Source organism: Salegentibacter haimaensis (genome assembly GCF_054121495.1).
This window is the reverse complement of the sequence record NZ_JBSYGH010000005.1, coordinates 83917-108062: the sequence shown is the minus strand read 5'-3', so window position 1 is coordinate 108062 and position 24146 is coordinate 83917. Positions and strand designations below refer to the sequence as shown.

General features: G+C 40.9%; 24 protein-coding genes. 15 read left to right on the top strand and 9 right to left on the bottom strand.

The window, feature by feature from the left end; translation table 11 throughout:
• Positions 1-57: 57 nt before the first annotated feature.
• The 6 genes from ACW6QP_RS06845 to ACW6QP_RS06820 all read left to right on the top strand — a co-directional run bounded on the left by ACW6QP_RS06845 (position 58) and on the right by ACW6QP_RS06820 (position 7280).
• Positions 58-789, top strand: a complete 732-nt coding sequence (locus ACW6QP_RS06845; RefSeq protein ID WP_457910114.1) for an SDR family oxidoreductase — start codon at positions 58-60, stop codon at positions 787-789.
• 96 nt (positions 790-885) lie between these two features.
• On the top strand, positions 886-3354 hold the full coding sequence (locus ACW6QP_RS06840) for an ATP-binding protein (protein WP_457910113.1): 2469 nt from the start codon (positions 886-888) through the stop codon (positions 3352-3354).
• Positions 3351-3719, top strand: a complete 369-nt coding sequence (locus ACW6QP_RS06835) for a response regulator transcription factor (RefSeq protein ID WP_457910112.1) — start codon at positions 3351-3353, stop codon at positions 3717-3719. The genes ACW6QP_RS06840 and ACW6QP_RS06835 overlap by 4 nt, the downstream gene beginning before the upstream one ends.
• A gap of 77 nt (positions 3720-3796) precedes the next feature.
• Positions 3797-4621: a hypothetical protein gene (locus ACW6QP_RS06830; protein WP_457910111.1), complete on the top strand. Its 825-nt coding sequence runs from the start codon at positions 3797-3799 to the stop codon at positions 4619-4621.
• A 1-nt stretch (position 4622) separates the two neighbouring features.
• Positions 4623-6056 (top strand): glycosyltransferase family 2 protein, encoded by a 1434-nt coding sequence (locus tag ACW6QP_RS06825; RefSeq protein ID WP_457910110.1) that lies wholly within the window; start codon positions 4623-4625, stop codon positions 6054-6056.
• A 63-nt stretch (positions 6057-6119) separates the two neighbouring features.
• Positions 6120-7280 (top strand): MFS transporter, encoded by a 1161-nt coding sequence (locus ACW6QP_RS06820; protein ID WP_457910109.1) that lies wholly within the window; start codon positions 6120-6122, stop codon positions 7278-7280.
• Here the strand turns inward: ACW6QP_RS06820 and ACW6QP_RS06815 are convergent.
• The 5 genes from ACW6QP_RS06815 to ACW6QP_RS06795 form a co-directional block, all read right to left on the bottom strand.
• Positions 7277-7951 (bottom strand): response regulator, encoded by a 675-nt coding sequence (locus ACW6QP_RS06815; protein ID WP_457910108.1) that lies wholly within the window; start codon positions 7949-7951, stop codon positions 7277-7279. The genes ACW6QP_RS06820 and ACW6QP_RS06815 overlap by 4 nt on opposite strands.
• Complete coding sequence (locus tag ACW6QP_RS06810; RefSeq protein ID WP_457910107.1) at positions 7948-9654, bottom strand: ATP-binding protein; 1707 nt, start codon at positions 9652-9654, stop codon at positions 7948-7950. Before ACW6QP_RS06810 ends, ACW6QP_RS06815 begins: the two co-directional genes overlap by 4 nt.
• A 337-nt stretch (positions 9655-9991) precedes the next feature.
• Positions 9992-10165 carry a hypothetical protein gene (locus ACW6QP_RS06805; RefSeq protein ID WP_457910106.1) on the bottom strand — a complete coding sequence of 58 codons (174 nt, stop codon included), beginning with the start codon at positions 10163-10165 and terminating at the stop codon, positions 9992-9994.
• A gap of 167 nt (positions 10166-10332) precedes the next feature.
• Entirely contained in the window at positions 10333-11178 is an 846-nt protein-coding gene (locus ACW6QP_RS06800; protein WP_457910105.1) for a M57 family metalloprotease, read from the bottom strand.
• 202 nt (positions 11179-11380) lie between these two features.
• A complete protein-coding gene (locus ACW6QP_RS06795; protein WP_457910104.1) occupies positions 11381-12859 on the bottom strand; it encodes an aminopeptidase P N-terminal domain-containing protein in 1479 nt (492 codons plus the stop codon).
• A gap of 134 nt (positions 12860-12993) precedes the next feature.
• Between ACW6QP_RS06795 and ACW6QP_RS06790 the strand changes: the two genes are divergently transcribed.
• Positions 12994-13992, top strand: coding sequence for an LLM class flavin-dependent oxidoreductase (locus ACW6QP_RS06790; protein WP_457910103.1), 999 nt, complete (start codon positions 12994-12996; stop codon positions 13990-13992).
• 123 nt (positions 13993-14115) lie between these two features.
• On the opposite strand, the gene ACW6QP_RS06785 is transcribed toward ACW6QP_RS06790, so the two are convergent.
• On the bottom strand, positions 14116-14265 hold the full coding sequence (locus ACW6QP_RS06785) for a hypothetical protein (protein WP_457910102.1): 150 nt from the start codon (positions 14263-14265) through the stop codon (positions 14116-14118).
• 322 nt (positions 14266-14587) lie between these two features.
• Here ACW6QP_RS06785 and ACW6QP_RS06780 point away from each other — a divergent pair, with 322 nt between their 5' ends.
• The 6 genes from ACW6QP_RS06780 (at position 14588) to ACW6QP_RS06755 (ending at position 18454) form a co-directional block, all read left to right on the top strand.
• Entirely contained in the window at positions 14588-14761 is a 174-nt protein-coding gene (locus ACW6QP_RS06780; protein ID WP_457910101.1) for a hypothetical protein, read from the top strand.
• Positions 14745-16070, top strand: coding sequence for a 2TM domain-containing protein (locus tag ACW6QP_RS06775; protein ID WP_457910100.1), 1326 nt, complete (start codon positions 14745-14747; stop codon positions 16068-16070). The genes ACW6QP_RS06780 and ACW6QP_RS06775 overlap by 17 nt, the downstream gene beginning before the upstream one ends.
• Complete coding sequence (locus ACW6QP_RS06770) at positions 16070-16381, top strand: 2TM domain-containing protein (RefSeq protein ID WP_457910099.1); 312 nt, start codon at positions 16070-16072, stop codon at positions 16379-16381. Before ACW6QP_RS06775 ends, ACW6QP_RS06770 begins: the two co-directional genes overlap by 1 nt.
• A gap of 11 nt (positions 16382-16392) precedes the next feature.
• Positions 16393-17145: a LytR/AlgR family response regulator transcription factor gene (locus ACW6QP_RS06765; protein ID WP_457910184.1), complete on the top strand. Its 753-nt coding sequence runs from the start codon at positions 16393-16395 to the stop codon at positions 17143-17145.
• A gap of 104 nt (positions 17146-17249) precedes the next feature.
• The gene (locus tag ACW6QP_RS06760) at positions 17250-17900 is read left to right on the top strand and encodes a flavodoxin family protein (protein WP_457910098.1); all 651 of its coding nucleotides are present in this window, start codon (positions 17250-17252) and stop codon (positions 17898-17900) included.
• 38 nt (positions 17901-17938) lie between these two features.
• On the top strand, positions 17939-18454 hold the full coding sequence (locus tag ACW6QP_RS06755) for an adenine phosphoribosyltransferase (RefSeq protein ID WP_457910097.1): 516 nt from the start codon (positions 17939-17941) through the stop codon (positions 18452-18454).
• Here the strand turns inward: ACW6QP_RS06755 and ACW6QP_RS06750 are convergent.
• The 3 genes from ACW6QP_RS06750 to ACW6QP_RS06740 form a co-directional block, all read right to left on the bottom strand.
• Positions 18451-18603 carry an SsrA-binding protein gene (locus ACW6QP_RS06750; RefSeq protein ID WP_457910096.1) on the bottom strand — a complete coding sequence of 51 codons (153 nt, stop codon included), beginning with the start codon at positions 18601-18603 and terminating at the stop codon, positions 18451-18453. The genes ACW6QP_RS06755 and ACW6QP_RS06750 overlap by 4 nt on opposite strands.
• Before the next feature lie 95 nt (positions 18604-18698).
• Complete coding sequence (locus ACW6QP_RS06745) at positions 18699-20222, bottom strand: M56 family metallopeptidase (protein WP_457910095.1); 1524 nt, start codon at positions 20220-20222, stop codon at positions 18699-18701.
• A gap of 1 nt (position 20223) precedes the next feature.
• Positions 20224-20583, bottom strand: a complete 360-nt coding sequence (locus ACW6QP_RS06740; RefSeq protein WP_457910094.1) for a BlaI/MecI/CopY family transcriptional regulator — start codon at positions 20581-20583, stop codon at positions 20224-20226.
• A 134-nt stretch (positions 20584-20717) separates the two neighbouring features.
• Here ACW6QP_RS06740 and ACW6QP_RS06735 point away from each other — a divergent pair, with 134 nt between their 5' ends.
• Both ACW6QP_RS06735 and ACW6QP_RS06730 read left to right on the top strand, forming a co-directional pair.
• A complete protein-coding gene (locus ACW6QP_RS06735; RefSeq protein WP_457910093.1) occupies positions 20718-21662 on the top strand; it encodes a calcium/sodium antiporter in 945 nt (314 codons plus the stop codon).
• A gap of 117 nt (positions 21663-21779) precedes the next feature.
• On the top strand, positions 21780-23966 hold the full coding sequence (locus ACW6QP_RS06730; protein ID WP_457910092.1) for a glutamine synthetase III family protein: 2187 nt from the start codon (positions 21780-21782) through the stop codon (positions 23964-23966).
• Positions 23967-24146 lie beyond the last annotated feature (180 nt).

Here is a 24146-nt window from a genome sequence, read left to right as displayed (position 1 = left end):
AATTCTTCTTAACGCAGGTTTCTTCAGAATAATAAGAACTTGAAAAAAACACTAAATATGAATTTAAAAGATAAAGTAGCTGTGGTCACCGGTGCCAGCAGCGGAATTGGGAAAGCCATTGCGATAAAACTTTCTGAAGCCGGCTGCAAGCTGGCCCTTACCAGCAGAAGCATTGAAAAACTGGCAAAAATCAAAAAAGAACTGCCCAACGAGGCTTTTATAGCAGCCCTTGATGTAAGCAGTACCGCCAGTGTAAATACTGCATTTGAAAAAATTAAAGAGGAATTTGGGCAAATTGATATTTTGGTGAATTGTGCCGGGATAATGCCGCTTACCTACCTCAAAAACCGCCACCTCGATGAATGGTTACAAACCATAGAAGTGAATGTAAAGGGAACCCTGCGCTGTATTTATGAGGTCTTGCCGCTCATGAAAGATCAAAAAAGTGGTCATATTATCAATATAGCCTCGGTAGACGGAAAGGAGATCTTTGAAGGCGGAGCGGTTTACGGCGCCTCAAAAGCTGCGGTGATCGAGCTTTCACGGGCAATGCGAATGGAGCTTTCACCAGAATTCAATATTAGAATAACCTCCATAGAACCGGGAACCGTAGAAACCGACCTTCGCGAAGATATAACCGATAAGGAATTACTGGAAGATAAAGATTATGGTGGCGATGAACCTAAGCTTGAACCCGGTAATATCGCCGATGCCGTATTTTATGCGCTCTCTCAACCCGATTCGGTGAATGTAAACGAGCTGCTGATAAAGCCCACAGGCAAGAGTTAAAGCTGATACTCATCAGCTTTTGGCTAGCTTTTTAATTCTGCAATTCAAACTTGACTATTTTTGTCACAGAATTGTGGAATTTTTTATTTTTAGACCGTGCCCTACAAATTACCCGATCATATTGATGAGAATAAGGAAATTGCGCGCCTTCGCAGTTTGCTTAGCTACAATATTTTAGATACAGCTCCCGAAGAAGAATTCGATGAACTGGCTCAAATCCTGGCTATTATTTGCGATGTACCTGTGGCCATAATTTCTTTAATCGATGAGGAGCGGCAATGGTACAAAGCCAAAATTGGAGTAGAGCAAAATGAAGTCCCGCGTGAGGAAAGCTTTTGTCAGCATACCGTTTTTCAGGATGAAATTTTAGAAATTCCAAATGCGCTGCTCGACGATAGGGTAAAAGACAGTAAACACGTTACTTCACCGGGGGGAATTCGGTTTTATGCCGGGGTTGCTATTCAAAGCCCCGAAGGAGAGAACATAGGTACAGTTTGCGTAGCCGATTCCCAGCCTAAAGAGCTAAATCCCCAACAGCGTAAGGCTTTAAAATTGTTGTCCCGACAGGCTATGAAGCTCATTGAAGCCAGAAAATTCAATAGGGAATTGGGAGATGAGTTACAGGCCGTTTTACAGGAAAAGATTCAGAATACCCAGCGCCAGCTTTTTCAAAAACAGACCGAGTATAATTACCTTCTGGAAGCCATAAAAAAGTCGAATGCGGTGGTGGAGTTTTCACCCGAAGGTGAAATTCTTGAAGCAAATGAAAGATTTGCCCATTGCCTGGGTTATAAGGTTGAGGAGCTTAAGGGAAAACACCATAAAACTTTGGTGCCAGAAGAAGATTGGCCCGAGCTGGAACTCTTCTGGAAAAAGCTTAAAAAAGGAAAATTTCAGTTTGGGAAATTCAGGCGTAAGAACAGGAAGGGGAAAGATATCTGGTTGCAGGCCACTTATAACCCGATTCTGGATTCCGGAAATAAAGTGGTGAAGGTGATCAAAATTTCAGAAGATATCACCAAAGAACTAAAAGCTGAAAAAGCCCTGCGCCGCGCTAAAGAATCGGCTGAAGAGCTTAATATTCAAAAAGATAATTTTGTGGCCAACATAAGTCACGAGCTGCGCACTCCCATTCACGCAGTTTTAGGCTTTGCCGATTTGTTGATGCACAAAGAAGTAGATGAACTTAAAAAAGGTCATCTACAGGCTATTCGCACCGCCGGAGATAAGTTGTTGTTTATTATCAATGACCTATTAGACCTTTCAAAAATGGAAGCCGGGGTGCTTCAGTTTGAAGAAGCTGCTTTTAACCTTCGGGAAGTGGTGAGCGGCGTATTTTCTATACTTCGCCTAAAGGCCGAACAGAAAAATCTGGATTTCCGGTTCGAAATTGATCCCGAAATTCCGGAGTATCTGGTAGGAGATAAAAATCGCCTGGCCCAGGTCCTGATCAATCTTTTGGGGAATGCTCTAAAATTTACTTCTGAAGGTAAGGTTGAGTTGAAGGTGCAGGCAAAACCGGGTTCTAAATCCGGGTCCGAATTGAATTTCAAAATCATCGATACCGGAATTGGAATCGAAAAAGATAAGCTGGAACACATTTTTGATCGCTTTACGCAAGCTACTGAAGATACCAGCCGAAAATATGGAGGTACAGGTCTTGGCTTAAATATTTCGCGCCAACTTATCGAAAAGCAGGGCGGGAGCCTTGAGGTTAAAAGCAAACCAGGAAAAGGCTCTGAATTCAGCTTTAACCTGGTTTTTAAGAAGGCCAACCAAACCGGCGATGATGAAGTGGCGGAATCAGACTTAAATTCCAATTTGTTAGAAGGAAATATTTTGCTTTGTGAGGATAACGAATTGAATCAAAGATTGATGCGGGCCCTGTTGGAAGCAAAGGGTTTTAATCTTGAAATCGTTTCGAATGGTCGCCTGGCCCTGCAAAAAGTAGCTGAGAAAGATTTTGATTTGATCTTTATGGATTTGCAAATGCCCGAAATGGGCGGATTGGAGGCTACAAGATTGCTTCGAAATAAAAATATAAATATTCCGGTAGTAGCCCTTACCGCGAATTTTTTAATGGTGGAGAAACAGGCCTGTTTTGATGCCGGGATGGATGATTATTTGTCTAAGCCATTTAAAAAGGAAGAGCTTTTCAGTAAAATTGAAAGGCATCTTCAGTTACAAATTAAAAGGGGAGACACCCAAAAGAATCTGCCGGAAAACTCTGTTTTAAAGCTTGAAAATCTTGAAGAGCTTTCTATGGGAAATAAAGATTTCCAAAAGGAGATGATAAGCCTGTTTCTGAAGCAATCTGCCCAGACTAAAGCCGAAATGACCCAGGCTTTGGCCGAAAATAACCTCTCTCTTCTGGCAGCCGAAGCTCATAAACTCAAAGCCTCTTTTGGAATTTTAGGGGCCGATTTAACCAGGCTTGATAAATTGGAGCAGGCCTCCCTGGCTGGCGAATTGACTTCAGCCAAATTATACCTTGAAAAATTGTTGGAACAGCTATCAGAAATTTCTTATATTTTAAACCAGAAGATTTTGCCCCAATTAGTATGAATATATTGTTAGTAGAAGATGATGCAATGCTTCAGAAATCGCTAAGCTATTTCCTGAGAGCCAATGAATTCAAGGTAACCGATTTTGATAATGGTCTTGATGCCTTAAATTACCTCAATTCAGAAATCGAAAATGTAGACCTGGTAATCACCGATTTAAATCTACCTTTTGCCGGGGGGCAACAGGTAATTCAGGATATTCGGAAAAACAAACAAAGCGATTTGCCCATCATTGTTTTAACCTCTTCGGGGGTTGAAGCTACCGAACTTGAAATCTTCGATCTCGGCGCCGATGAATTTATTACCAAGCCTTTTAGCCCGCAGGTTTTATTGAGACGAATCGATAAATTGCTTCCTAAAAATTGAGACTTATTAAAATTATATTCAGACCCCTGGCAAATAGGTTATTTTGTTTTTGGCTAATACTTTTGGCGATTTAATTAATGCAGCAAAACTCCTTGCCATATCATCAACCATATTTTGAGCAGGTTTTGCTGTTTAGCATTGCTGTTCTCATTCTCACAGGTATGGGCTTTTTTATCGTAACCCTGGTAAAACGTACAAAAAGGTTAAAAGAGTCACGGCAAAAGGAAATCTTTCAGCAGCAAATAGATGCAGCCTTATTCAGCTTTTTATTTGATGACAAAAAAATCGAGGAGATCACAAAAGAAGTAAGCTTCAGCAAAAATTTTGAATCGGGATTTTTTAAAAGGCTTTGCGTAAAGTCAATTATTTCGCTGCACTACAGCTACAGTGGTGCCTATAGCAAACGCCTGGAAGATTTTTATGCCCAATCGGGACTTGCCGATTATTCCTTGAAAAAGTTGAATTCGGAAAAATGGACTGATATTGTTGAGGGGATTCGGGATTTATCGAATATGAATTATGTAAAGGCTTATCCGCGAATTGTGAGTTACAAGAATCACGAGCACGAATTGGTGCGAACCGAGGTTTTGTTGGGAATGATAAAGCTTAAAGGTATTACCGAATTGGCGAAATTCAATAAATCTAAACTCTATCTAAACGATTGGGTGCAGAGTAATATTCTTTATACCGTGAAACGCCACCATATCCCGGCACCCGAAAATATAGCCGATTTGCTCAACACTAAAAATCAGTCTCTCTTGCTAATGGCCGTGCGGCTTATAAATCATTATAACAAACCCGAACATTACAGCCTGCTTTCAGAATATTTTTCAAAAACGAAGAATGAGCAAATTCGGGTGGAACTAAAAAGAGCATTAAGAAAGACCGAACAAATTTCCTGATATGACCGGTATTGAAAGCCTCGACCTTTTTATTAGCATTTTCAACTATCTCATCCTGATATTTGCGGTTTTTGTGATGTTTTCTTATCTCATTTTAGCTGCCATTTCAGGGTTTTCACTTAAGGCCTACTTAAAGCGAAACCGCTTTGTGAATTATAATGCGTTGTTATCTTTAGAATCGGCCCCGCGAGTGTCGCTTATCGCCCCGGCATATAACGAAGCCAGGACCATAGAGGAAAATGTAAAATCCCTGCTTAGCATCAACTATAATAATTTTAATGTGATTGTAGTCAATGATGGGAGCAAGGATAATTCTATGGAAGTTCTTACCAAAGCTTTCGATTTGCAACTTAGCGGGCAGGAATACACAGCCGGGATTCCTACTAAGAATGTTAGAGGAATTTACCGCTCTTCAAATGCTGCATACTCCAGGTTAATTGTTGTAGATAAGGAAAATGGAGGGAAAGCCGATGCACTTAACACCGGCCTCAATATTTCTGAAAATCCTTATGTGGTTTGTATCGATGTAGATTGTATTATGGATAAAGATGTTTTGCTGAAGCTCGCAAAACCCTATTTGGAAGAATCTGATGAAAAAATTATCGCGACCGGCGGGGTAGTGCGCATCGCGAATTCCTGCGTGATAAAATCTGGTAAATTAATCGAAGTAAAAGCCCCCGACAATTTGCTGGCGCGTTCCCAGGTGATCGAGTATTTAAGAGCTTTTATCCTTGGAAGAATGGCCTGGAACAAGCTAGATGGGTTACTTATTATCTCTGGTGCCTTCGGGATGTTTGACCGGAATATAGCCCTTGAGGCCGGAGGTTACGATACCAATACGGTGGGGGAAGATATGGAGCTTATCGTGAGAATGAGGCGATATATGATCGAACACAAACGCCCCTATACGGTACAATATATCCCCGATCCCCTTTGCTGGACCGAAGCTCCCGAATCTCTGAAGATTTTAGGAAAACAACGCAGCCGTTGGATGCGGGGTACCATTGAAACGCTTTGGACACATCGCAAAATGTTTTTTAATCCGAAGTATCGAATTTTGGGAATGCTTAGCTATCCTTACTGGCTGTTTTGTGAATATTATGCGCCTATTATTGAAAGCCTTGGAATTATAATCACCTTTGTGCTGGCTGCCTTCGGAATCATTTCCTGGAAATTTTTCTTCCTGTTTTTGTTGCTGGTGTATTGTTTTGCAGTGATGTTTTCACTTATGGCACTTTATGCCGAAGAAGCTACCTTTAAGCGCTACGAAAGCCTGGCCGATCTTAGAAAACTTAGCTTAATGGCCTTGCTCGAGCCTTTATATTTTCATCCCTTTACGGTCTATGCGGCTATAAAAGGAAATTGGGAAAAATTGCGGGGTAAAAAGAGCTGGGGTGAAATGACCCGTACCGGCTTTGACAAAAGACCGGGATAAGTCTGCATAATTATTTCCAAAAGTATTTTCAGATTCCATTTTTAGCGAACATCTTTGCAGCTTATGGAATCACGAAAGCATCAGCGAATTGCCTTAAGCACTTATTTTTTTATCACCGGGTTATTTTTTTCAACCTGGGCTTCGCGAATTCCCAGTATAAAGGAAACCTTTGATCTAAATGAAGCTCAACTAGGGAATTTGCTGCTCACAATGCCCATCAGTTCGCTTATAGGTTTACCCATATCGGGATGGCTGGTGGCTAAATTCGAAAGCCGGCATCCTTTGCTGGCCGCTTTTTTCCTGCTTTCGGCTTCCCTGGTTGGGATAGGTTATTCTCAATCTATCTGGATGCTTATTGCATCGATTTCACTTTTTGCCTTTGCGATGCGAATCTTTAATATCGCCGTAAACACCCAGTCTATCACCTTACAAAAGGCCTATGAGAAGAAGATAATCGGTTCCTTTCACGGGCTTTGGAGTACCGGCGGGGTAACCGGGGTCGGATTTTCAACCTTAATGCTGAAATTAAATGTTTCTATGGAAGTTCATATGCTATTGGTAAGCATCATCTGCCTGATGGCGGGCGGGATTTCCTATCCCTACCTGCTGAAGCGGGACCGGGCCACGGCCGGCAACAAACTAAGGCTGGGAAAACCCGATAAATTCATCCTGTACCTGGGCTTGCTGGTTTTCTTCGCTGCCATTTGCGAAGGCGGAATGTTCGACTGGAGCGGAGTATTTTTTAAGGAAGTGGTGGGAGAAGATCTTTTTACCCTGGGCTACCTTATTTTTATGATATTTATGGCCCTTTCCCGCTTCACGACCGATAAAGTGATCGAGGCAATCGGGATGCCAAAAACCTATGTTTTCTCATCCCTGTTGGTGGCTTCAGGAGTATTGCTAATGATTGTTTTTCCATATTTCTGGCCGGCGATTATCGGGTTTTGCCTGGTGGGAATTGGCGTGGCAGCGATATTCCCCATGACCTTTTTACTGGCGGGTTCTTCTGAAAAATATTCGGCAGGGATGGCGATTTCAATTATTTCAACCTATGCCATTGCAGGAATGTTGCTGGGCCCTCCGTTGGTGGGATATATCGCCCACCTCTCAAATTTGAAGGTTTCATTTGTGCTGTTTTTAATTTCAGCCTTAATGTTTATTCCTATTTCGAAAATGTTTTTCAGCTATCGCAAAACAATGCGGGCTGAAGCAGAGGAAGATTAGAGAAAGCCTTTTTCTTTGGCAACCAGTATAAGCTCCCGGTCTTCCTTTCCTTCAACCTTAAAAATTTCCTTGAGCCGGCGGCGGCGTTTTTCCACACCCCCGGTAGAAAGCGGAAGAATTTTAGGTAAATCTCTCAATTTGGTCCCAATGCTTAGTTCAAACAACAATTGCCTGTCGGTCTCGTCGAGATGAAAGTCTGAAAGTACCTGTTTGCGAAGCAAGGCAATCACGGTTTTGCTGTAGTAGTGAGAGCCTTCCAAAACGGTTTGCAGGGCGTCGAGTAGATTTTTGGGTACAAGGTCGTTCTTTACGATAAGACCTTCGGGATCCAGGTTGTGCATAATATTATGCAGGCGATAATTGTCGTTGAAAGTGGTGGAAATGATGATTTTTATCTGCGGTTTTTTCTCTTTGAGAGCCCGCCCTAAATCATCTCCCGACTTAAATTTCCCGTCGCTGCTCTCAGGAATTCGAATATCGAGAAAAACCAATTCCAGGTTTTTGATAAATTCGTCATCCTTCAGCAACTTTACCGCCTCGTCGAGGCTGTGCAGGGTAGTGACTTCAAATTTGTACTGCGTATTTAGCTCTACAAATCGGCTAATAGCATTCTCGTATGCGCTGGTGATGATAGGATGATCATCTACAATTAAAACCCGGGTCTCTTTCAAGTGATTTCTTTTAATTTCAGCCTAAAGATAAAAGTTGTGCCTTTATTTCCTGAATCGATCTCAAGATTTCCGTCAATTTTTTCGATTCGGGTCTTCATATTTCGAAGCCCGATACCTTTAAATTTTTTGGTGCTGTCAAATCCGCGACCGTTATCCTCAATTTTGAGCAGTAAATTCTCATCTTCAGTCAAAAAGCAAACCCTGGCTTTGGTAGCTTTGGAATGTTTGATGATATTGTGCAAAGCCTCCTGTAAAATTCTATAAAGATTGATCTGCGCTTCTTCGTCTATTGAATCCCAACTCAAAGAATCTGAAAAATGCAGCTTGATTTTAATAGGCGAGTGCTTCCTTATCTGCGCCACCAGTTCTTTGACCAGATTCTGAAAATTACGGTTTTCTGAGCCTACCTGTGAAATAAGGTTATGGGAGATATCGCGAATTTCTTCTTCAATATTCTGCAATTCTTCAAGAAGTTTATCCTGTTCGCCATTAAGGGGAACCGATTTTTCCTTAAGCAGGCCAAAATTCATTCGGGTGCCAAAAAGTTTGCCCAGCACCCCATCGTGAAGTTCGCGCGAAATTCGGGCGCGCTCTTCCTGTCTTCCTTCTTCGAGCTTAATTTGTTGTTTGAGCAACAGCTTATAGATCTTTTCATTCGCCTTTTGCTGATCTTTTTCCAGGCTCAATTCGCGGTTACGTGCGCGCTGAACACTGAAAAGATAAAGCAACAATAAACCAAGCGCGGTGACTGCGGCTACGATGCTTATCCATATTTTTTGTCCGCTAAGGATCGCCGCTTCTTCGATGTATTTATCGGTTTCAAAGCGAATTCTTGCGAATTTATTCTGAATAAGCCTTTCCTCGTGTTTAAGGCTGTCACTAAGGGCGATGTAATTTTCGAGATAAGATTTACCGGCCTGCTCGTCTACTTTGGAAAGCCAGAGCAGACTTTCCAGGCGATACTCCAGGTTTCGGGTGTTTTTCGCCATTTCATAGGCCTGCAAAAAATGATTTTTGGAGCTGGAAGTGTCTTTGCCTGCCAGGTCGAATTCACCCAAATGAATATGATTGATGATTTTTCCCGGAATATCATTAAGGCTATCCCTTAGCTGCAGGGCGTTGCAACTCTTCGGATAAAAAACCTCAGGCTCATAATCTAAATGAAACTCGGCATAAGCCTGGTTATCAAGAATTTTGGCGTAGAGTTCTGGAGCATTTTTTCGTATCTCTCCAATATTCAACGCAACCTGATAAAATCTGTTAGCATTTTCGAAATCACCTAAATTCTTATATACGACCCCAATATTATTTTGATTTCGAGATTGCAAGATGCTATCATTCATTTGCTTTGCAACTTTCTCTGCCAGAAAATGATATTCTAAGGATTTATTATAATCTTTTAGTCCATTATTTATGATTGCTAGAGTATTATATATGCGATATAATAACGCATAGTCATTCGAGTCTTCTATAAGTGAAAGTGCCTGGATCGTAGATACTTCACTTCCAATATGGTCATTGATTTTTTCCTGTAGGATTGCCATATTCAATAGCATATTCGCCATATTATTATTTTCGTTTCTTTCTGAAAATAATTTATATGCTGAATAATAATGGTAGAAGGCACTATCTAGGATATACCTGTCGTGAAAATAATAGGCGAGATCCCAATGCAACTCACCTAATTTTTGAGGATTTTTCACCTCTTTTAAAGCAGATTTATTCCAAAATTTAAAATCTATAGAGTCATTTTTTTCTAAATAATGATAAGATAATCTGGAAAGTAGCTTCTCCTTTAAACTATCGGGTTCAGTAGAAATTACTTTATTTAGCTTTTGGGAATTACTTAAATTAGAATTTACATAATAATCTAATTGCTCCTGAAAACGAATTTTATTTTCATTTTTTTCTACTAAATAGCGATCATTTTTGCAACTGCTAAAAATGATTAGAATATAAAAAAGGAAAAGGACTCTAATTGGAATTAGATTTAAAATTTGAATAAAAATAATAAAAACTTCACAAAGGAAGTTTTTATTATTAGTCCTTCACTTCTCTCTTGGCTGGTGGATTAGATTCTTCTCCATTATCACTAACCGGGTTCACCTGGTCTAGTTCAATTAATTGCTCATCTTGTGGAAGTTCTTCCGGCTCACAGGAGATCATCATTGCGGCTACAAAGGCTAGACTTAAAAAGAATTTTGAAATTTTCATCTTGTTGTGGTTTTAGGTTTGACTTTTTATTTAGGTTTTGAAAAGCTTTATAAAAGCTCTTCAGTATTAATTTCATTTAAAAAATGATAAGGATGCTCCCCTGAGGCAACATCCTTATCAGGGTGGTTAATAGATCAAATTAACAAACAGTAAAAAACAATTTTTATTTAATACAAATACTCCAGGGCTACTTTATCATAATACCCAAAGTTTCCGCTAACACTCGTATTAAAACAGGCTGACATCAAAGAGCTGGAATCATAACCGGTGGGTGTGCCGGGAATATGTAATGCTCCGTATGGTGAACTTCCTTCATTGGTATTTTGTCCGCAGCTTTGACGGCTGTACCAATCGGTGTGGCGTAGGCCCAGGCTGTGCCCAATTTCGTGGGTTAGAACGTGCTCGTTCACCGCGGTGCTGTAATTCTCCATCCCCGAGAAGATCTGAACCCATTTGTATGGGTCGCCGCCACTGGGAAAACCCGCGACACCTCCTGCCTCTCCATTCGGATTTTGATATACCACTATATCGTAAGGATCATAGTTGGTTCCGAAATTTAGGGTAAAATAAAGACCGATTTCCAGCGCATTAAAGTTTTGAACTGCTCTTTCTAAAGCTGTTCGCTGCTTTGCGGTTAAACCCTGGCCGTTACCACCGGTAAAACCAATTACATGAATGTACCTGGGGCTGTAAACCAGGTTATAGGTTCGGTACTGCTTGCTGGTAATATCGGCCGGCCGCAGGCTTCTTAAATGTTCGGGTTCCAGCAAAATATCGCCTTCTACCTTATAGGTTTTTTTGGTTGAACCATCGGGCAGGGTGATTTCGGTAACTTCGGCATCGATGGTATTAAAGAACAGGTCCTCAATTTTACTCAATACTTCTTCATCGATTGCACCAGAATTTTCATATATCTGGTCGTAATCTTCGGCCGAATATGATTCTTCTTTCTGGCACGAAGTACATGCCAGAAAAAATACAATGAAAACTCCAAAAATTTGAAATGATCTCATAAAACTAAGGTTAAAAGGTTAATAGATGTTCAAACTTAAAACCTATATTTCATACCACCTTAAAATTTTCCTTACAATAAGTAAGGATTTTTCAAAAACCGCAACTGGCCTGGCCTAAACGCCGAAATTTTTTTTAAAAACAAAAAACCGGCAGGATTTTGCGATAAAATCTCTGCCGGTTTTTGTTGTTTCTGGAACTCTCTTAATCCAGTTCAGGAAGGTGGAAATGACCCAGCGGACTTTCCTCTTTCATCAAAGCTTCGATCTCTTCAGATTTTCTCGGCGCTTCAGCCGAAAGATTTACCGGGCCGTTTTCGGTAATCAAAATATCGTCTTCAATTCTCACGGCAATTCCGTGCCATTTGGGGTCACAGTCGCTGCCTTCAGGAATATAGATTCCCGGCTCAACGGTGATCACCATATTGGGTTCAAATGGGCCGCCAAGGCCTGGATCGTGAACATCGAGACCTATATGGTGGGAAGTGCCGTGGGGGAAATATTGTCTTGCTTCCTCTTCGGTGGCCACAATTCCCAATTTTACCAGGCCTTTGTTGATCACTTCTCTGGCAGCTCTATCGGGGGCGGTAAAGGAATTTCCTACTGTAGAAGCAGCGATTCCGGCTTCCTGAGCTTCGTAAACAAGATCGTAGATTGCTTTTTGTTCTGGGTTAAATTTTCCGTTTGCAGGAATGGTGCGGGTAACATCGGCGGTATATCCGTGATATTCGGCACCAAGATCCATTAAGACCAGCTCATTATCTACTTTCGTTTTATTGTTCTCTATATAATGTAATATGCAGCCGTTGTTTCCTGCACCCACTATACTGGGGTAGCCTTCATACTCACTACCATATTTTTTGTACACATATTCGTGAATTCCCTGAATTTCGGTTTCAGACATCCCGGGATGCATAGCTTTCATAATCTCGCGCTGGCCCATCGCCGAAATACGAACCGCTTTTTTAAGCAATTTCATCTCGTCTTCGGTTTTGATCTGGCGCAAACCTGCCATATAAGTGCGCAGGCTTCGGTTGTCTAATTTTGCTCTTTTCACCGGCATTTTTCCTTCGGAATTCAATTCCCGGTTGGGTTTTTCAGCTGAAGTTTCTTCCAGGTAATAACCGGTTTGGGTTTTAAAGCTTTCTACCAGGCTAAAAAGATCGGCCGGGTCTCTCGGATTATCGCGATAATCGTTGAAGAATTCCTTATACAAAACCCGGTCAAAACCGGTAAAATCTATTCCTGAATTCAAAAATTCCTTTCCGTTATAAGCGGTTTCAAAACCCAGCTTTTCCTGAGCACCTTCAACTCCAAGGCGGTAGCCGTTCCATTGTTCGGCCCTGGCATTGCGCTCCTGCACGAACAAAATTTCATTGTAGGATTGGCCCTGAGCCCCGGTCTGGTCTTCAGAAAAAATAACCAAAACCGAATGGGGTTCTTTATAACCGGTGAGATAATAAAAATCTGGATCCTGGTGGTAGATAAAATCTACATCGTTGGCACGGTTGCGCACAGGATTGGCAAAAAATACCGCTACAGAGTTCTCAGGCATTTGTTCTCTCAAAGCCTGCCGGCGTTCTTTATGAAAATCGGCCGAAAGATAATCGGTAGGTAAATTTTCCTGGGCCAAAAGGGCTGCCGGAAATGCTAAAAACAAAATTAGGGAAAACAGGTTTTTCATGATAAATTAAAAATTGAGGCTGAAAAATAAGGAAATTCTGGTTTATATTCAGAAGCATTTTTCTATAAAGCCTATAGATAAAAGCAATCCTTTATAAAATAGTGGTTGCAAGTTTTGTGCTAAATTTGAAATCTATGAAAAAGAAATCCGCCTATTCCATACTGGACCTGGCCACCGTGGCCAGCAATAGCAGTGTAGCCGAAACCTTTGCGAAAAGCCTTGAACTCGCTCAAATGGCCGAAGATTGGGGCTATACCCGATTTTGGCTTGCCGAGCATCATAACATGAAAAGTATCGCCAGTGCGGCCACGGCTGTGCTTATAGGCTATATCGCCGCGGGCACCGAAAGCATTAGGGTAGGTTCGGGCGGGGTGATGTTGCCCAATCATTCTCCCCTCATCGTAGCCGAGCAATTTGGGACTCTTGGGAATTTGTACCCCGGGCGTATTGATCTTGGATTGGGGCGGGCCCCGGGAACCGACCAGCATACCGCACAGGCCATTAGAAGCGATCGAATGAAAGCTGCCTACGCCTTTCCTGAAGAGGTGCAGCAAATTCAGCAGTATTTTTCTGAAGATAATAAAAATGCAAAAGTAAGAGCTGCAGTTGCCGAAGGAGTAGAGGTGCCTATTTATATTTTAGGCTCGAGTACCGATAGTGCACACCTGGCTGCCAAATTAGGTTTGCCCTATGCTTTTGCCAGTCATTTCGCCCCGGGACAGCTTTTCGAAGCCCTGGATATTTACCGTAACGAATTCAAGCCCTCAGAAAATCTCGAAAAGCCTTACGTGCTGGCCGGGATCAATGTGATCGCTACTGAAACCGATAGGGAAGCAGAGAAACTAAGCACCTCACTTTTAAAAATGATTCTTGGAGTTCTTACGGGAAATATCGATTACCTGCAACCGCCGGTGAAAATGAATGAAGAATTAAGCGAACTTGCAGAGCATCCCGCAGTTCGACAAATGATGAAATTTTCCTTTAGCGGAAGCAAGGAAACTGTAAAATCCCAAACCCGTGAATTTTTAGAGAAAACCGGCGTAGATGAACTGGTTGTGGTGTCTCATATTTATGAACAGCAGGCCCGTTTGAATTCCTACAGGATATTTTCGGAAATCATGAAAGAGCTATAAACCAGAAAAACCGTTCTCCTGGCCTGCGCCTGGAAAACGGTTTTTTTGCAAGCGCTGAATTTACATTCAGGCAAGCCTTTTCTTTGCCCCGGTAGAAATTGAAAGTATGATGCTTCCAGAGATTTAGAAAATCATATTTAGCCAACCGATAATTGCAAAAATGGCGGCAACGATAATGGCTGCCAGTACCAGGGTCACAAAAATTTTGGCGGCGATATGCAAGCCTGCCAGTGCCCTTCGGTAATTTTCGAAAAACATTAAAAGAGGATTCATAGCTCAGGGTTTTTAAGGTTAATAATTCCCACCAGGACTATAAAATCCAATCAATCGCTCAAGCTGAAGCGTCTCTAAACCGAAAAAAACAATAACTTTTAATTTAGTAATGTTGCAGCATAGGCCTTATTGTTTAGAATTTTTAGTCAGCTTATAATTTAAGAATTACCTAGTCCAAAAGAAACTAGGGAAAACCCGTAATTTTTGTCACCGACTAAGACCTCCCCACTTCAATTCATCCTTTAAATTCTACAACTCGGTAAGTAATAATTTATAGCTTGCCTGAATTATTTCAATTTTGAGGTCATAAAATCAACAGTTTATGATCTTGTTCGTGCTTTATTTGCTTTGTAATATCTTTGGTTTGGAAGCTGAGCTTAAGCCTGCTGAGGTAATCCTGAAACCAGAACACACAGAGGTTAAGTTTGATGAGAAGCTTTTCACGAACCCGGTTTGTCATCACATCAAAAATTTCGATTATGAAGCATCTGTTTAAAATCCTTAAAATCTCGGTGATCATCGCCCTGGTAGTTGCTTTTCTCAATCTCATTTTTGGAAGCGAGCCCTGGGACGAGCTGTTTAGTTTAGGCAAGCTTGGTTTGTTTTTCTTTTACTCCTTTGTTTTAACCTCGATTAACTGGGCTTATTTCTCATATTTTAATTCGAAGATAGGCTGGGAGAATGCCGGTATAAAGAGAATTTTAATCGCCTCGGCCGGCTCTATAATTTTAACTATGCTGGGGTATTTCTTCAGCCGACTTGTAGATGCGGTAGTGTTTCAGGGAGTGGCCATCGAGGTTTTTCTTCAGAATGAAAGTTTAAAATATTACCTGGCTCCTCTTTTGTTTACAACCATAATTTCGCTGTTTTTTCATCTCATTTATTTTTACAAGGCCCTGCAGGAGCAAAAAGTTACCGAGCAAAAGATTATTGCAGGCACCGCTTCAGCAAAGTTCGAAAGTTTAAAGAATCAGTTAGATCCGCATTTTTTATTCAATAGTTTAAATGTGCTTAGTTCTTTAATTGAAGAAAATCCCGAAAAAGCTCAAAAATTCACTACCTCGCTCTCTAAAATTTATCGCTATGTGTTGGAACAAAAAGATAAGGAACTGGTAGCGCTTCAGGAGGAACTCGATTTTGCCAGGACTTACGTAAAATTGCTGGAAATGCGTTTTGAGAATGGGGTGAGTTTAGAGATTTCAGAAGAGATTTCAAACCCCGATGCCAAAATCATCCCCCTATCCTTGCAACTGCTGCTCGAAAATACGGTAAAGCATAATATTGCCAATGAAAGCAAGCCTTTAAAGATAAGAATTCACCAAAGTGAGGGCTATTTGGAGGTAGAGAATAATCTTCAGAAGAAGGAAGTGCTGCAGCAAAGAAAAGGGCTTGGGCTTCAGAACATCATTAACCGATACGGGCATTTAACCCGGCGACAGGTGTATATTGAAGAAACCTCAAATAATTTTAAAGTAAAACTTCCCATATTAACCAAACAAGTATCAATTATGAAAACAGAAGAATTAGAAGAAAGCAACTCTTATTTCAAGGCCCAGCAGAGGGTAAAAGAAATTAAGGAATTTTACGGGCATCTTATCACCTATGCGCTGGTGATGCCTTTTATTATCTTTATTAATTATTATACCTATTGGGACTTTAAATGGTTCTGGTTCCCTTTATTTGGCTGGGGTCTGGGACTAAGCATCCACGCCTTTTCGGTTTTTGGCTACGGAAATAACTGGGAGGAGCGAAAAATTAGAGAATTGATGGAAAAAGAAGAACAACAATCTAAAAACTGGAACTAATGGAAACCAATTATAAAAACAGCATTCGCTATAAAAATGCCCAGAAAAAAGTAAAGGATATCAAAGGTTTTTATGTTCATTTACTGGTATATCTCTTTGTAAACCTGGCTATACTAATTATGAATTCTGGCAGCCTGTTTTTTTGGGAAGGTCGTAATTTCTGGAATTACAGCACCGCATTTTTCTGGGGAATAGGACTAATGGCGCATTGGGCCGGGGTTTTTGGTCCCAATATTTTCTTCGGAAAATCCTGGGAAGAGCGCAAGATCAAAGAACTAATGGAAAAAGATAAAACCCGCACCTGGGAGTAACTATTTAAATGATACAGGCCGTAATCATAGAAGACGAAAAGCCGGCTGCCAGGCGCCTGCAGCGAATGCTCGAAAAACTGGATGTAAAAGTGCTGGTTAACCTGCATTCTATAGAGGAAGCGGTGGCCTGGTTTGAAAACAATCCACACCCCGAACTTATTTTTCTTGATATTCAACTAAGCGACGGACTTTCATTCGAAATTTTTGAAAAAACCAGGGTAAAGGCAGCGGTAATATTCACTACAGCTTATGATGAGTATGCTTTGAAAGCTTTTAAACTAAACAGTGTAGACTATTTGCTGAAGCCAATAGACGATGAAGAACTGGAGGCCGCATTGGCGAAATTCAAACAAAATCACCAGTCGGTTACTGAGCGACTGGATATTGCGGGTTTAAGGAATTTACTGCAGCAACCCGAACAGAATTATAAAAAGCGCTTTAGCATTCAATTAGGCCAACATATAAAACTCATTGAAGTTGAAAACATAAGTTGTTTTTATTCAGAAAATAAAGGTACTTATTTGCACACCACCCAAAACCGAAGTTACCTGCTCGATTGCAGCCTGGAAAAACTGGAGACAGAATTAGATCCTTCTCAATTTTTCAGAATTAATAGGAAGTTTATTATAAAACTGAATGATATAGCCGATATACTTAGGTATAGCAATCAGCGGCTCGAGCTAAAGCTTAAAAATTTTTCACAGGAACAGCTTGTTGTAAGCAGGGAGCGGGTTAAGGCATTTAAAGATTGGTTGGAGGAGTAAATTTTCAGCTTCATTAAATAACAAATGCTTAATTTTCTTTAACCGGCCTTTAACGGCATTAGCGCCTAAAATTCTGGAACTTGCAGGAAAGAAAAATTGACGCTATGAAATTGAAAGCTTTATTTTTGAACTGTACACTAAAAAAATCTCCCAAAACTTCCAATACCGAAGCCTTTATTGAAGAGGCCGAAAAAATCTTTAAAGATCTAGGGGTCGATACCGATATCGTTCGGGTGGTAGATCACGAGGTGAGTTTTGGAGTCACTTCAGATGAAGGAGATGCCGATGAATGGCCCGATATTCTCAAAAAAGTAAAAGCTGCCGATATCCTGATACTGGCAACTCCAATTTGGAGAGGTGACCGCAGCGCGGTTGCAAAACTGGTTGGGGAACGTTTCGACGGAATTATGGAAGAAGGCAATGAAGAAAACGGCCAATATCCCACCTATAATAAAGTGGCCGGGGTGATGGTAGACGGGAATGAGGATGGTGCAAAAAAGGCTATTTCCAGTATGGTGTTCGATCTTTCTGAACACGGATTTAGCATTCCGGTAAACGGATTTTGTTACTATGTTGGGGAAGCAGGCCCGGGCCCGAGCTATATCGAAGCCGAAGGCAGGAAACACGAATTTACGAATAATATGATGTTGCTTATGGTTCACAACCTGGTGCACCTGGCTAAAACACTCAGGGAAAATCCATACCCTACCGATGTGAAAAAACTCGAAAAGCAGGCCGAAAAAATGAGTGAGTAGTTCTTAAGTCAAAAGCGCAATCTTCTTATCTTGCGTTTATGAAAGAACTGGAAAAATTTATTCGGGATGTCCCCAACTTTCCAAAACCCGGGGTGGTGTATAAAGATATCACTCCAATGCTTCAGGATCCTGAAGCGATGCAACTGGCAGTAAATGCTTTTTTGGAAAGATTGAAGGGAGCCAAAATAGACAAGGTGGTAGGCATTGAATCCCGCGGATTCTTCTTTGCTACCCTTTTAGCCCAAAAGTTGAATGCGGGTTTTGTCCCAATTCGTAAACCGGGAAAACTTCCCTATAAAACACATAAGGAGAGTTATAGTTTGGAATACGGTAATGATGCGCTTGAAATTCACCAGGATGCTATTAGGCCCGGAGAGAAAGTTCTAATTCACGACGATGTGCTGGCTACGGGCGGTACCGCTTTGGCGGCCTGTAATCTGGTAGAAAAACTGGGCGGCGAGATCGTTCAATGCAATTTCCTGGTAGAACTCGAATTTTTAAAAGGCAGGGAAAAACTGCAGGAACAACAGGTAGAATCTTTGCTGAAATTCTAATCCAGCGAATTTTTGGTCACCCATAATTTCCAGCCGATAATTGCCATTTGCAGTTTGCTGGCTTTTTGAAGATCTAATTGTTGTTTCGAATAACTTGGCAAAACTTTCTTGTTGAGTTTCGAGAGCATTTTGAAAAATTTCTTTTTCATAGGTGGTTAGTTGGTTTCTCTCAAAGATATTGAAAATCAGTAAAATCAAAAAAGCAGGCCGAAACCTGCTTTTTTTGATTCTGATGAGGTGAAAATTATTCTTTTTCTTCCTGTTTTCTGGTTGTGATTTCAATCACCCCTTCCAGGGCGTCCTCGCCATATTTCTCGATGGCAGCCTCATCCTTTAAAACCTTTATGCCTTTAATATTTTTGGGTTTAAGCGCTTTCATAGCCTCAGCAGTTTCTTTTTTTCCGTCAATAACAACCAGAGGAGAGGGCTGACCCGGGCCACCCATGATGATTTGAGGGTTTGTCTTATAGGCTTCTCCAACCAGGTGTTTTTTCTTTTCTGACAAATCTGTTCTTTGGAAGGCAGGAATATCCTGATCTCCTACAATATATTCGACCGCTACAATTTTATATTCCGTCTTCAATTCAGCCTTTGAGGTTGCGGTGTCCTTTTTAACAGATAATTTTTTCTGGACTTTTTCTGAAGTATTCTGGGCTTTTTCAGTCTTCTTCGTAGTAATTATCACCACTCCGTTGCGGCCTTCCTCGCCGTAAAGCGCAGTGGCATCTGCACCCTTCAGCACCTTTACATTTTCAATTTTTTCTTTATCCAGAAGATCAACAATTTCTTTGGTGGTTTTTTCGCCATTAAGGATGTACAGGGGTTCGGGGTTCTGCGAATTTTCTTCAGAAGCATTTGACTCCTGAGCCTGATTTTTTGACTCCTGAGGTGCTTGTTTTTCTAAAATCCTGGCTTCAGTTTTCGTATTGAAGCTTAGCAAAAATGCGAGCAATAATGGAAAAATTAGGCTCATTTTCCAGATCTGATTTTTGTTTTGTTTTTGATTCAACATAATGATTCGTTTTTTGATTAATGATTGATAAAATTGATTGCTAAGCGCAGGTTGAAAATTTCCTGTAGAGACTTTTACCAGGGCTTTTTGATATTCGGTTCTTTGACCTGCAACCTGTACTGCCCGATGATCGGCGATATATTCCAGGTTTTGTTCTATGTGTTTTTTATACCACCAGCTTATAGGGTTAAACCATAATAAAGCACAGCAGAGATTAGCCAGTAAATTATCAAGCGAATGCCACTGCCGGGCGTGCACTTTTTCGTGCAGTAGAATAAGTTGCAGTTCTTTTTCTGTATGTAATTCAGGGTTGTAAATAATGTACCTGAAAAACGAGAAAGGGCTAAGCGGTTTTTCGGTTTCAATAAATTTTAGCGCATCCTGTTTGGTGTAGACTTCCGAAGAAATCAATTTCGAAATACAGATTAGGTGATACAGCAGGCGAATCACAAAAAATGCTGCGACCAAAAAATAGATTCCGCCGAGAATTTCCCAAATGCCAGGGGAGAATCCGCTTTCGACTGCTGAAATCTCGGGGTTTGAAGCAAGCATATTTGATGGATTTCCAGGCAGCTCGAGGTACAGGGTCCTTGTGAAAGTGATCGCAGGAAGTACTGCTGAAGCAAGGATACCGCCAGCCAGGAATTTTCGGTTTTCCTGAAAACTGGTGTCTTTTCTCAGTAAAACCCAGTAGAGCAAATAAAAAATGCTCAAAATTGCGGCACTTTTTAATAGATATACGAGTAAGCTTTCCATACTATTTCTTTTTCTCGATGAGGTCCAGGATTTCTTTTAACTCCTGGGCGCTTATTTTTTCTTCTTTGGCGAAAAAAGAAACCACGTTTTTAAAAGAATTATCAAAAAATTTACGCGTAGCCTGATTCATAAAATTTTTGCGGTATTCTTCCATACTCACCAAAGGATAATAGCGATGGGTTTTCCCAAAGGCTTCGTGGCCTACAAATCCTTTGTCCTCAAGCTTGCGAACAATGGTCGATACGGTATTGTAATGCAATTTTTTATCCTGAACCTCGGGTAGCATTTCTTTTACGAAAGCTTTTTCGAGTTTCCAGATAATTTGCATAATCTCTTCTTCTTTATTGGTTAGTTTTTTCATTTCCGAAATTATTTTCTGAATTCAAATATAACGAAAAAAATAGTTCTCAAACTAATTATGTAGTTGTTAAAATTTTTCTGATGCTTTTATCAGGCACAGCATAAACCTTTATCTTCGCCCCAAAAGCAGCATTTATGAGCATAGTTTTTATCCTGATTGGATTGGTTTTACTTGTAGTAGGAGGGGAGTTTTTGGTGAGATCATCGGTAGCGCTCTCTTTTAAACTCAATGTTTCACGAATGGTTATTGGGCTTAGCGTGGTTTCTTTTGCCACCTCGGCTCCCGAACTTCTGGTGAGTTTACAGGCTGCCCTCAGCGGGTTTTCAGATATCTCCCTGGGTAACGTGATAGGTTCGAATATCGCCAATATAGGGTTGGTACTCGGAATAACGGCGCTTATTAGTCCGTTAATGGTAGACCAGGACTTCTACAAATTCAACTGGCCCGTAATGATGCTTTTTTCGCTTGGTTTGTATGTTTTTCTTTTAACCGGTGAAAATCTTTCCCGTATAGAAGGTATAGCATTTCTGCTGGCCCTGGTATTGTATCTAATAATCTTAATTCGGCGTTCCCGAAGTGCCGATACCGCGATTGATGGCGTAGATGAAAGCCTGGCAAAAACTTCAAATTTCAAAATGATCATCTGGCTGGTGATTGGTGGCGTGGCTTTATGGGGTGGTTCTGAATTGCTGGTAAGCGGAGCTGTAGACCTGGCCATGATGTTGGGAGTAAGCGAAAGAGTGATTTCGGTTACCATGATCGCCATAGGAACCAGTGTTCCAGAATTGGCTGCATCTGTTATAGCGGCGTTAAAACAGGAGAAGGCAATATCGCTTGGAAACCTGATAGGTTCCAACATTTTTAACATAGGTTCGGTGCTTGGTCTTACCGCAATTATTCAACCTATCGCTATTCAGTCTAAAGCCATCTTAACCAGCGACATATTCTGGATGTTGGCCTATGCATTTGTGCTAATTCCGCTGGCATTTATTCCTAAAAAATACATCCTGGGAAGGTATAAAGGTGCAGTATTATTTGTAGGTTATGTAATTTTTATCGGATTCGCATTTTTGGGGTAATTTTATGGGGTCATATTAATGAAAGTTAAATTTTTGTAATCTTACCCCTATTTTCGAAGGGGGTGTAGATAAAAAATTATACATTTGGGGCTGTTTTAAACTTACAAATAGCACTATATGTCAACTTTACGCTTTGAAGCACTTAAACAAACCATGAACCGAAAGCCTCTGCAGGTGGAGGAACCGGCACGTAGATCTGAAATCTTTGCAACCAATGTGTTCAATGAAGATGTGATGCGCCAATTTCTTACCAAAGAAGCCTTTAATTCGGTGATGGACGCAATTAAGACCGGTGCACGTATCGACCGCACAGTATCTGATCATATTTCTACCGGGATGAAAGAGTGGGCCATCTCTAAAGGAGTTACCCACTACACCCACTGGTTCCAGCCTCTAACCGGAACTACGGCTGAAAAGCACGATGCATTTTTTGAAACTATAAGCCCCACCCAGGCCATCGAAAAATTTGGTGGCGGACAGCTGGTACAACAGGAGCCCGATGCTTCGAGTTTCCCCAGCGGTGGAATTAGAAATACTTTTGAAGCCCGTGGCTATACCGCCTGGGATCCAACTTCTCCCGCATTTATTTGGGGAACCACTTTATGTATCCCAACCATTTTTGTGTCTTACACAGGAGAAGCTTTAGATTATAAAACACCATTGCTAAGAGCCCTGCAGGCTGTAGATAACGCAGCAACCGATGTGGCTAAATATTTTGATAAAAACGTAACTAAAGTTAATGCAACTTTAGGTTGGGAGCAGGAATACTTTCTTATAGATTCAGCACTTTTTGCTACCCGTCCCGATTTACAACTGGCCGGAAGAACTTTATTAGGGCACTCTCCAGCCAAAGGGCAACAGTTAGACGATCATTATTTCGGCTCTATTCCATCGAGAGTTTTAGCCTTTATGCGTGATCTGGAAATCGAATGTATGAAGCTTGGAATTCCGGTGAAAACCCGTCATAATGAGGTAGCACCAAACCAGTTTGAGCTTGCTCCTATTTTTGAAGAAGCTAACCTGGCGGTAGATCACAACTCCCTGATTATGGACGTGATGACCAAGGTTGCAGAAAGACACAACTTCCGTGTGCTTTTCCACGAAAAACCATTCGCAGGAATTAACGGTAGCGGAAAACATAATAACTGGTCGCTAAGTACCGATACAGGGGTAAACCTGTTAGGGCCTGGATCGACCCCGATGAAAAACCTTCAGTTTTTAACTTTCTTTATCAATACCCTAAAAGCGGTACACGATAATGAAGAATTGCTAAGAGCTGCAATTGCCAGTGCATCTAACGATTACAGACTGGGTGCCAACGAGGCTCCACCGGCAATTATTTCAGCATTTATTGGAAGTCAGTTAACCGCTGTACTCGATGAACTTGAAAAAGTAACCGACGGGAAATTATCTCCGCAGGAAAAAACCGAATTGAAACTCAATGTGGTTGGGAAAATTCCTGAAATTCTGCTGGATAATACCGATAGAAACCGAACTTCACCTTTTGCCTTTACCGGGAATAAATTTGAGTTCCGTGCGGTAGGCTCTACGGCTAACTGTGCCAATCCTATGACGGTTTTAAACACCATAGTGGCCAAGCAGCTGAAGGATTTCAAGAAAGAAGTAGATAAGCTCATCAAGAGCAAGAAGATGAAGAAAGATGATGCGATCTTTAACGTGCTTCGTGAATACATCAAGAAATCCAAGAAGATTCGTTTCGAAGGAGACGGATACGGGGAAGCCTGGGAAAAAGAAGCTAAAAAACGTGGCCTGAGCAATAACCGCTCTACTCCTGAAGCTTTAAAAGTTCAGATAGAAAAGAAAACTCTTGAGCTTTACAAGGAGATGGATGTGATGAACGAAACCGAGATCACCGCCCGTCACGAGATTGAGCTTGAAGAATACTCGATGAGAATTCAAATTGAAGGAAGAATTCTGGGAGATATCGCCAGAAACCATATTATTCCTACGGCAGTGCGTTACCAAAACGTGCTTATTGAAAATGTGGAAGGTCTAAAACATATCTACAACGAAGATTTCAAAAAGCACTCTGGAGAACAACTGGATATTATCGAAAAGATTTCAGCTCATATCGCCAAGATCAACTCTAAGGTAAACGAAATGATCGAAGCTAGAAAAGTAGCCAATAAGATGGAAGATTCTGAAAAGAAAGCTTATGCCTACTGTAATGATGTGAAACCATTTTTTGATGAAATCAGATATCACTGTGATAAACTGGAGCTGTTGGTAGACAATGAGCTTTGGCCTTTAACCAAGTATAGAGAACTTTTGTTTACCCGATAATTTGAAATAAATTTCTGTTAGTAAAACCACGCTGTAAAAGGCGTGGTTTTTTTGTTTTAACATTTGTAGGAATTTTATAGGGGGTGTTTTACCCCTTATAATAAAATTTAAAATTTTAACATTTATGGAAATGTATCACTATTTCTGAGCTTACCTCTAATATATTGAAAATTAAGACTA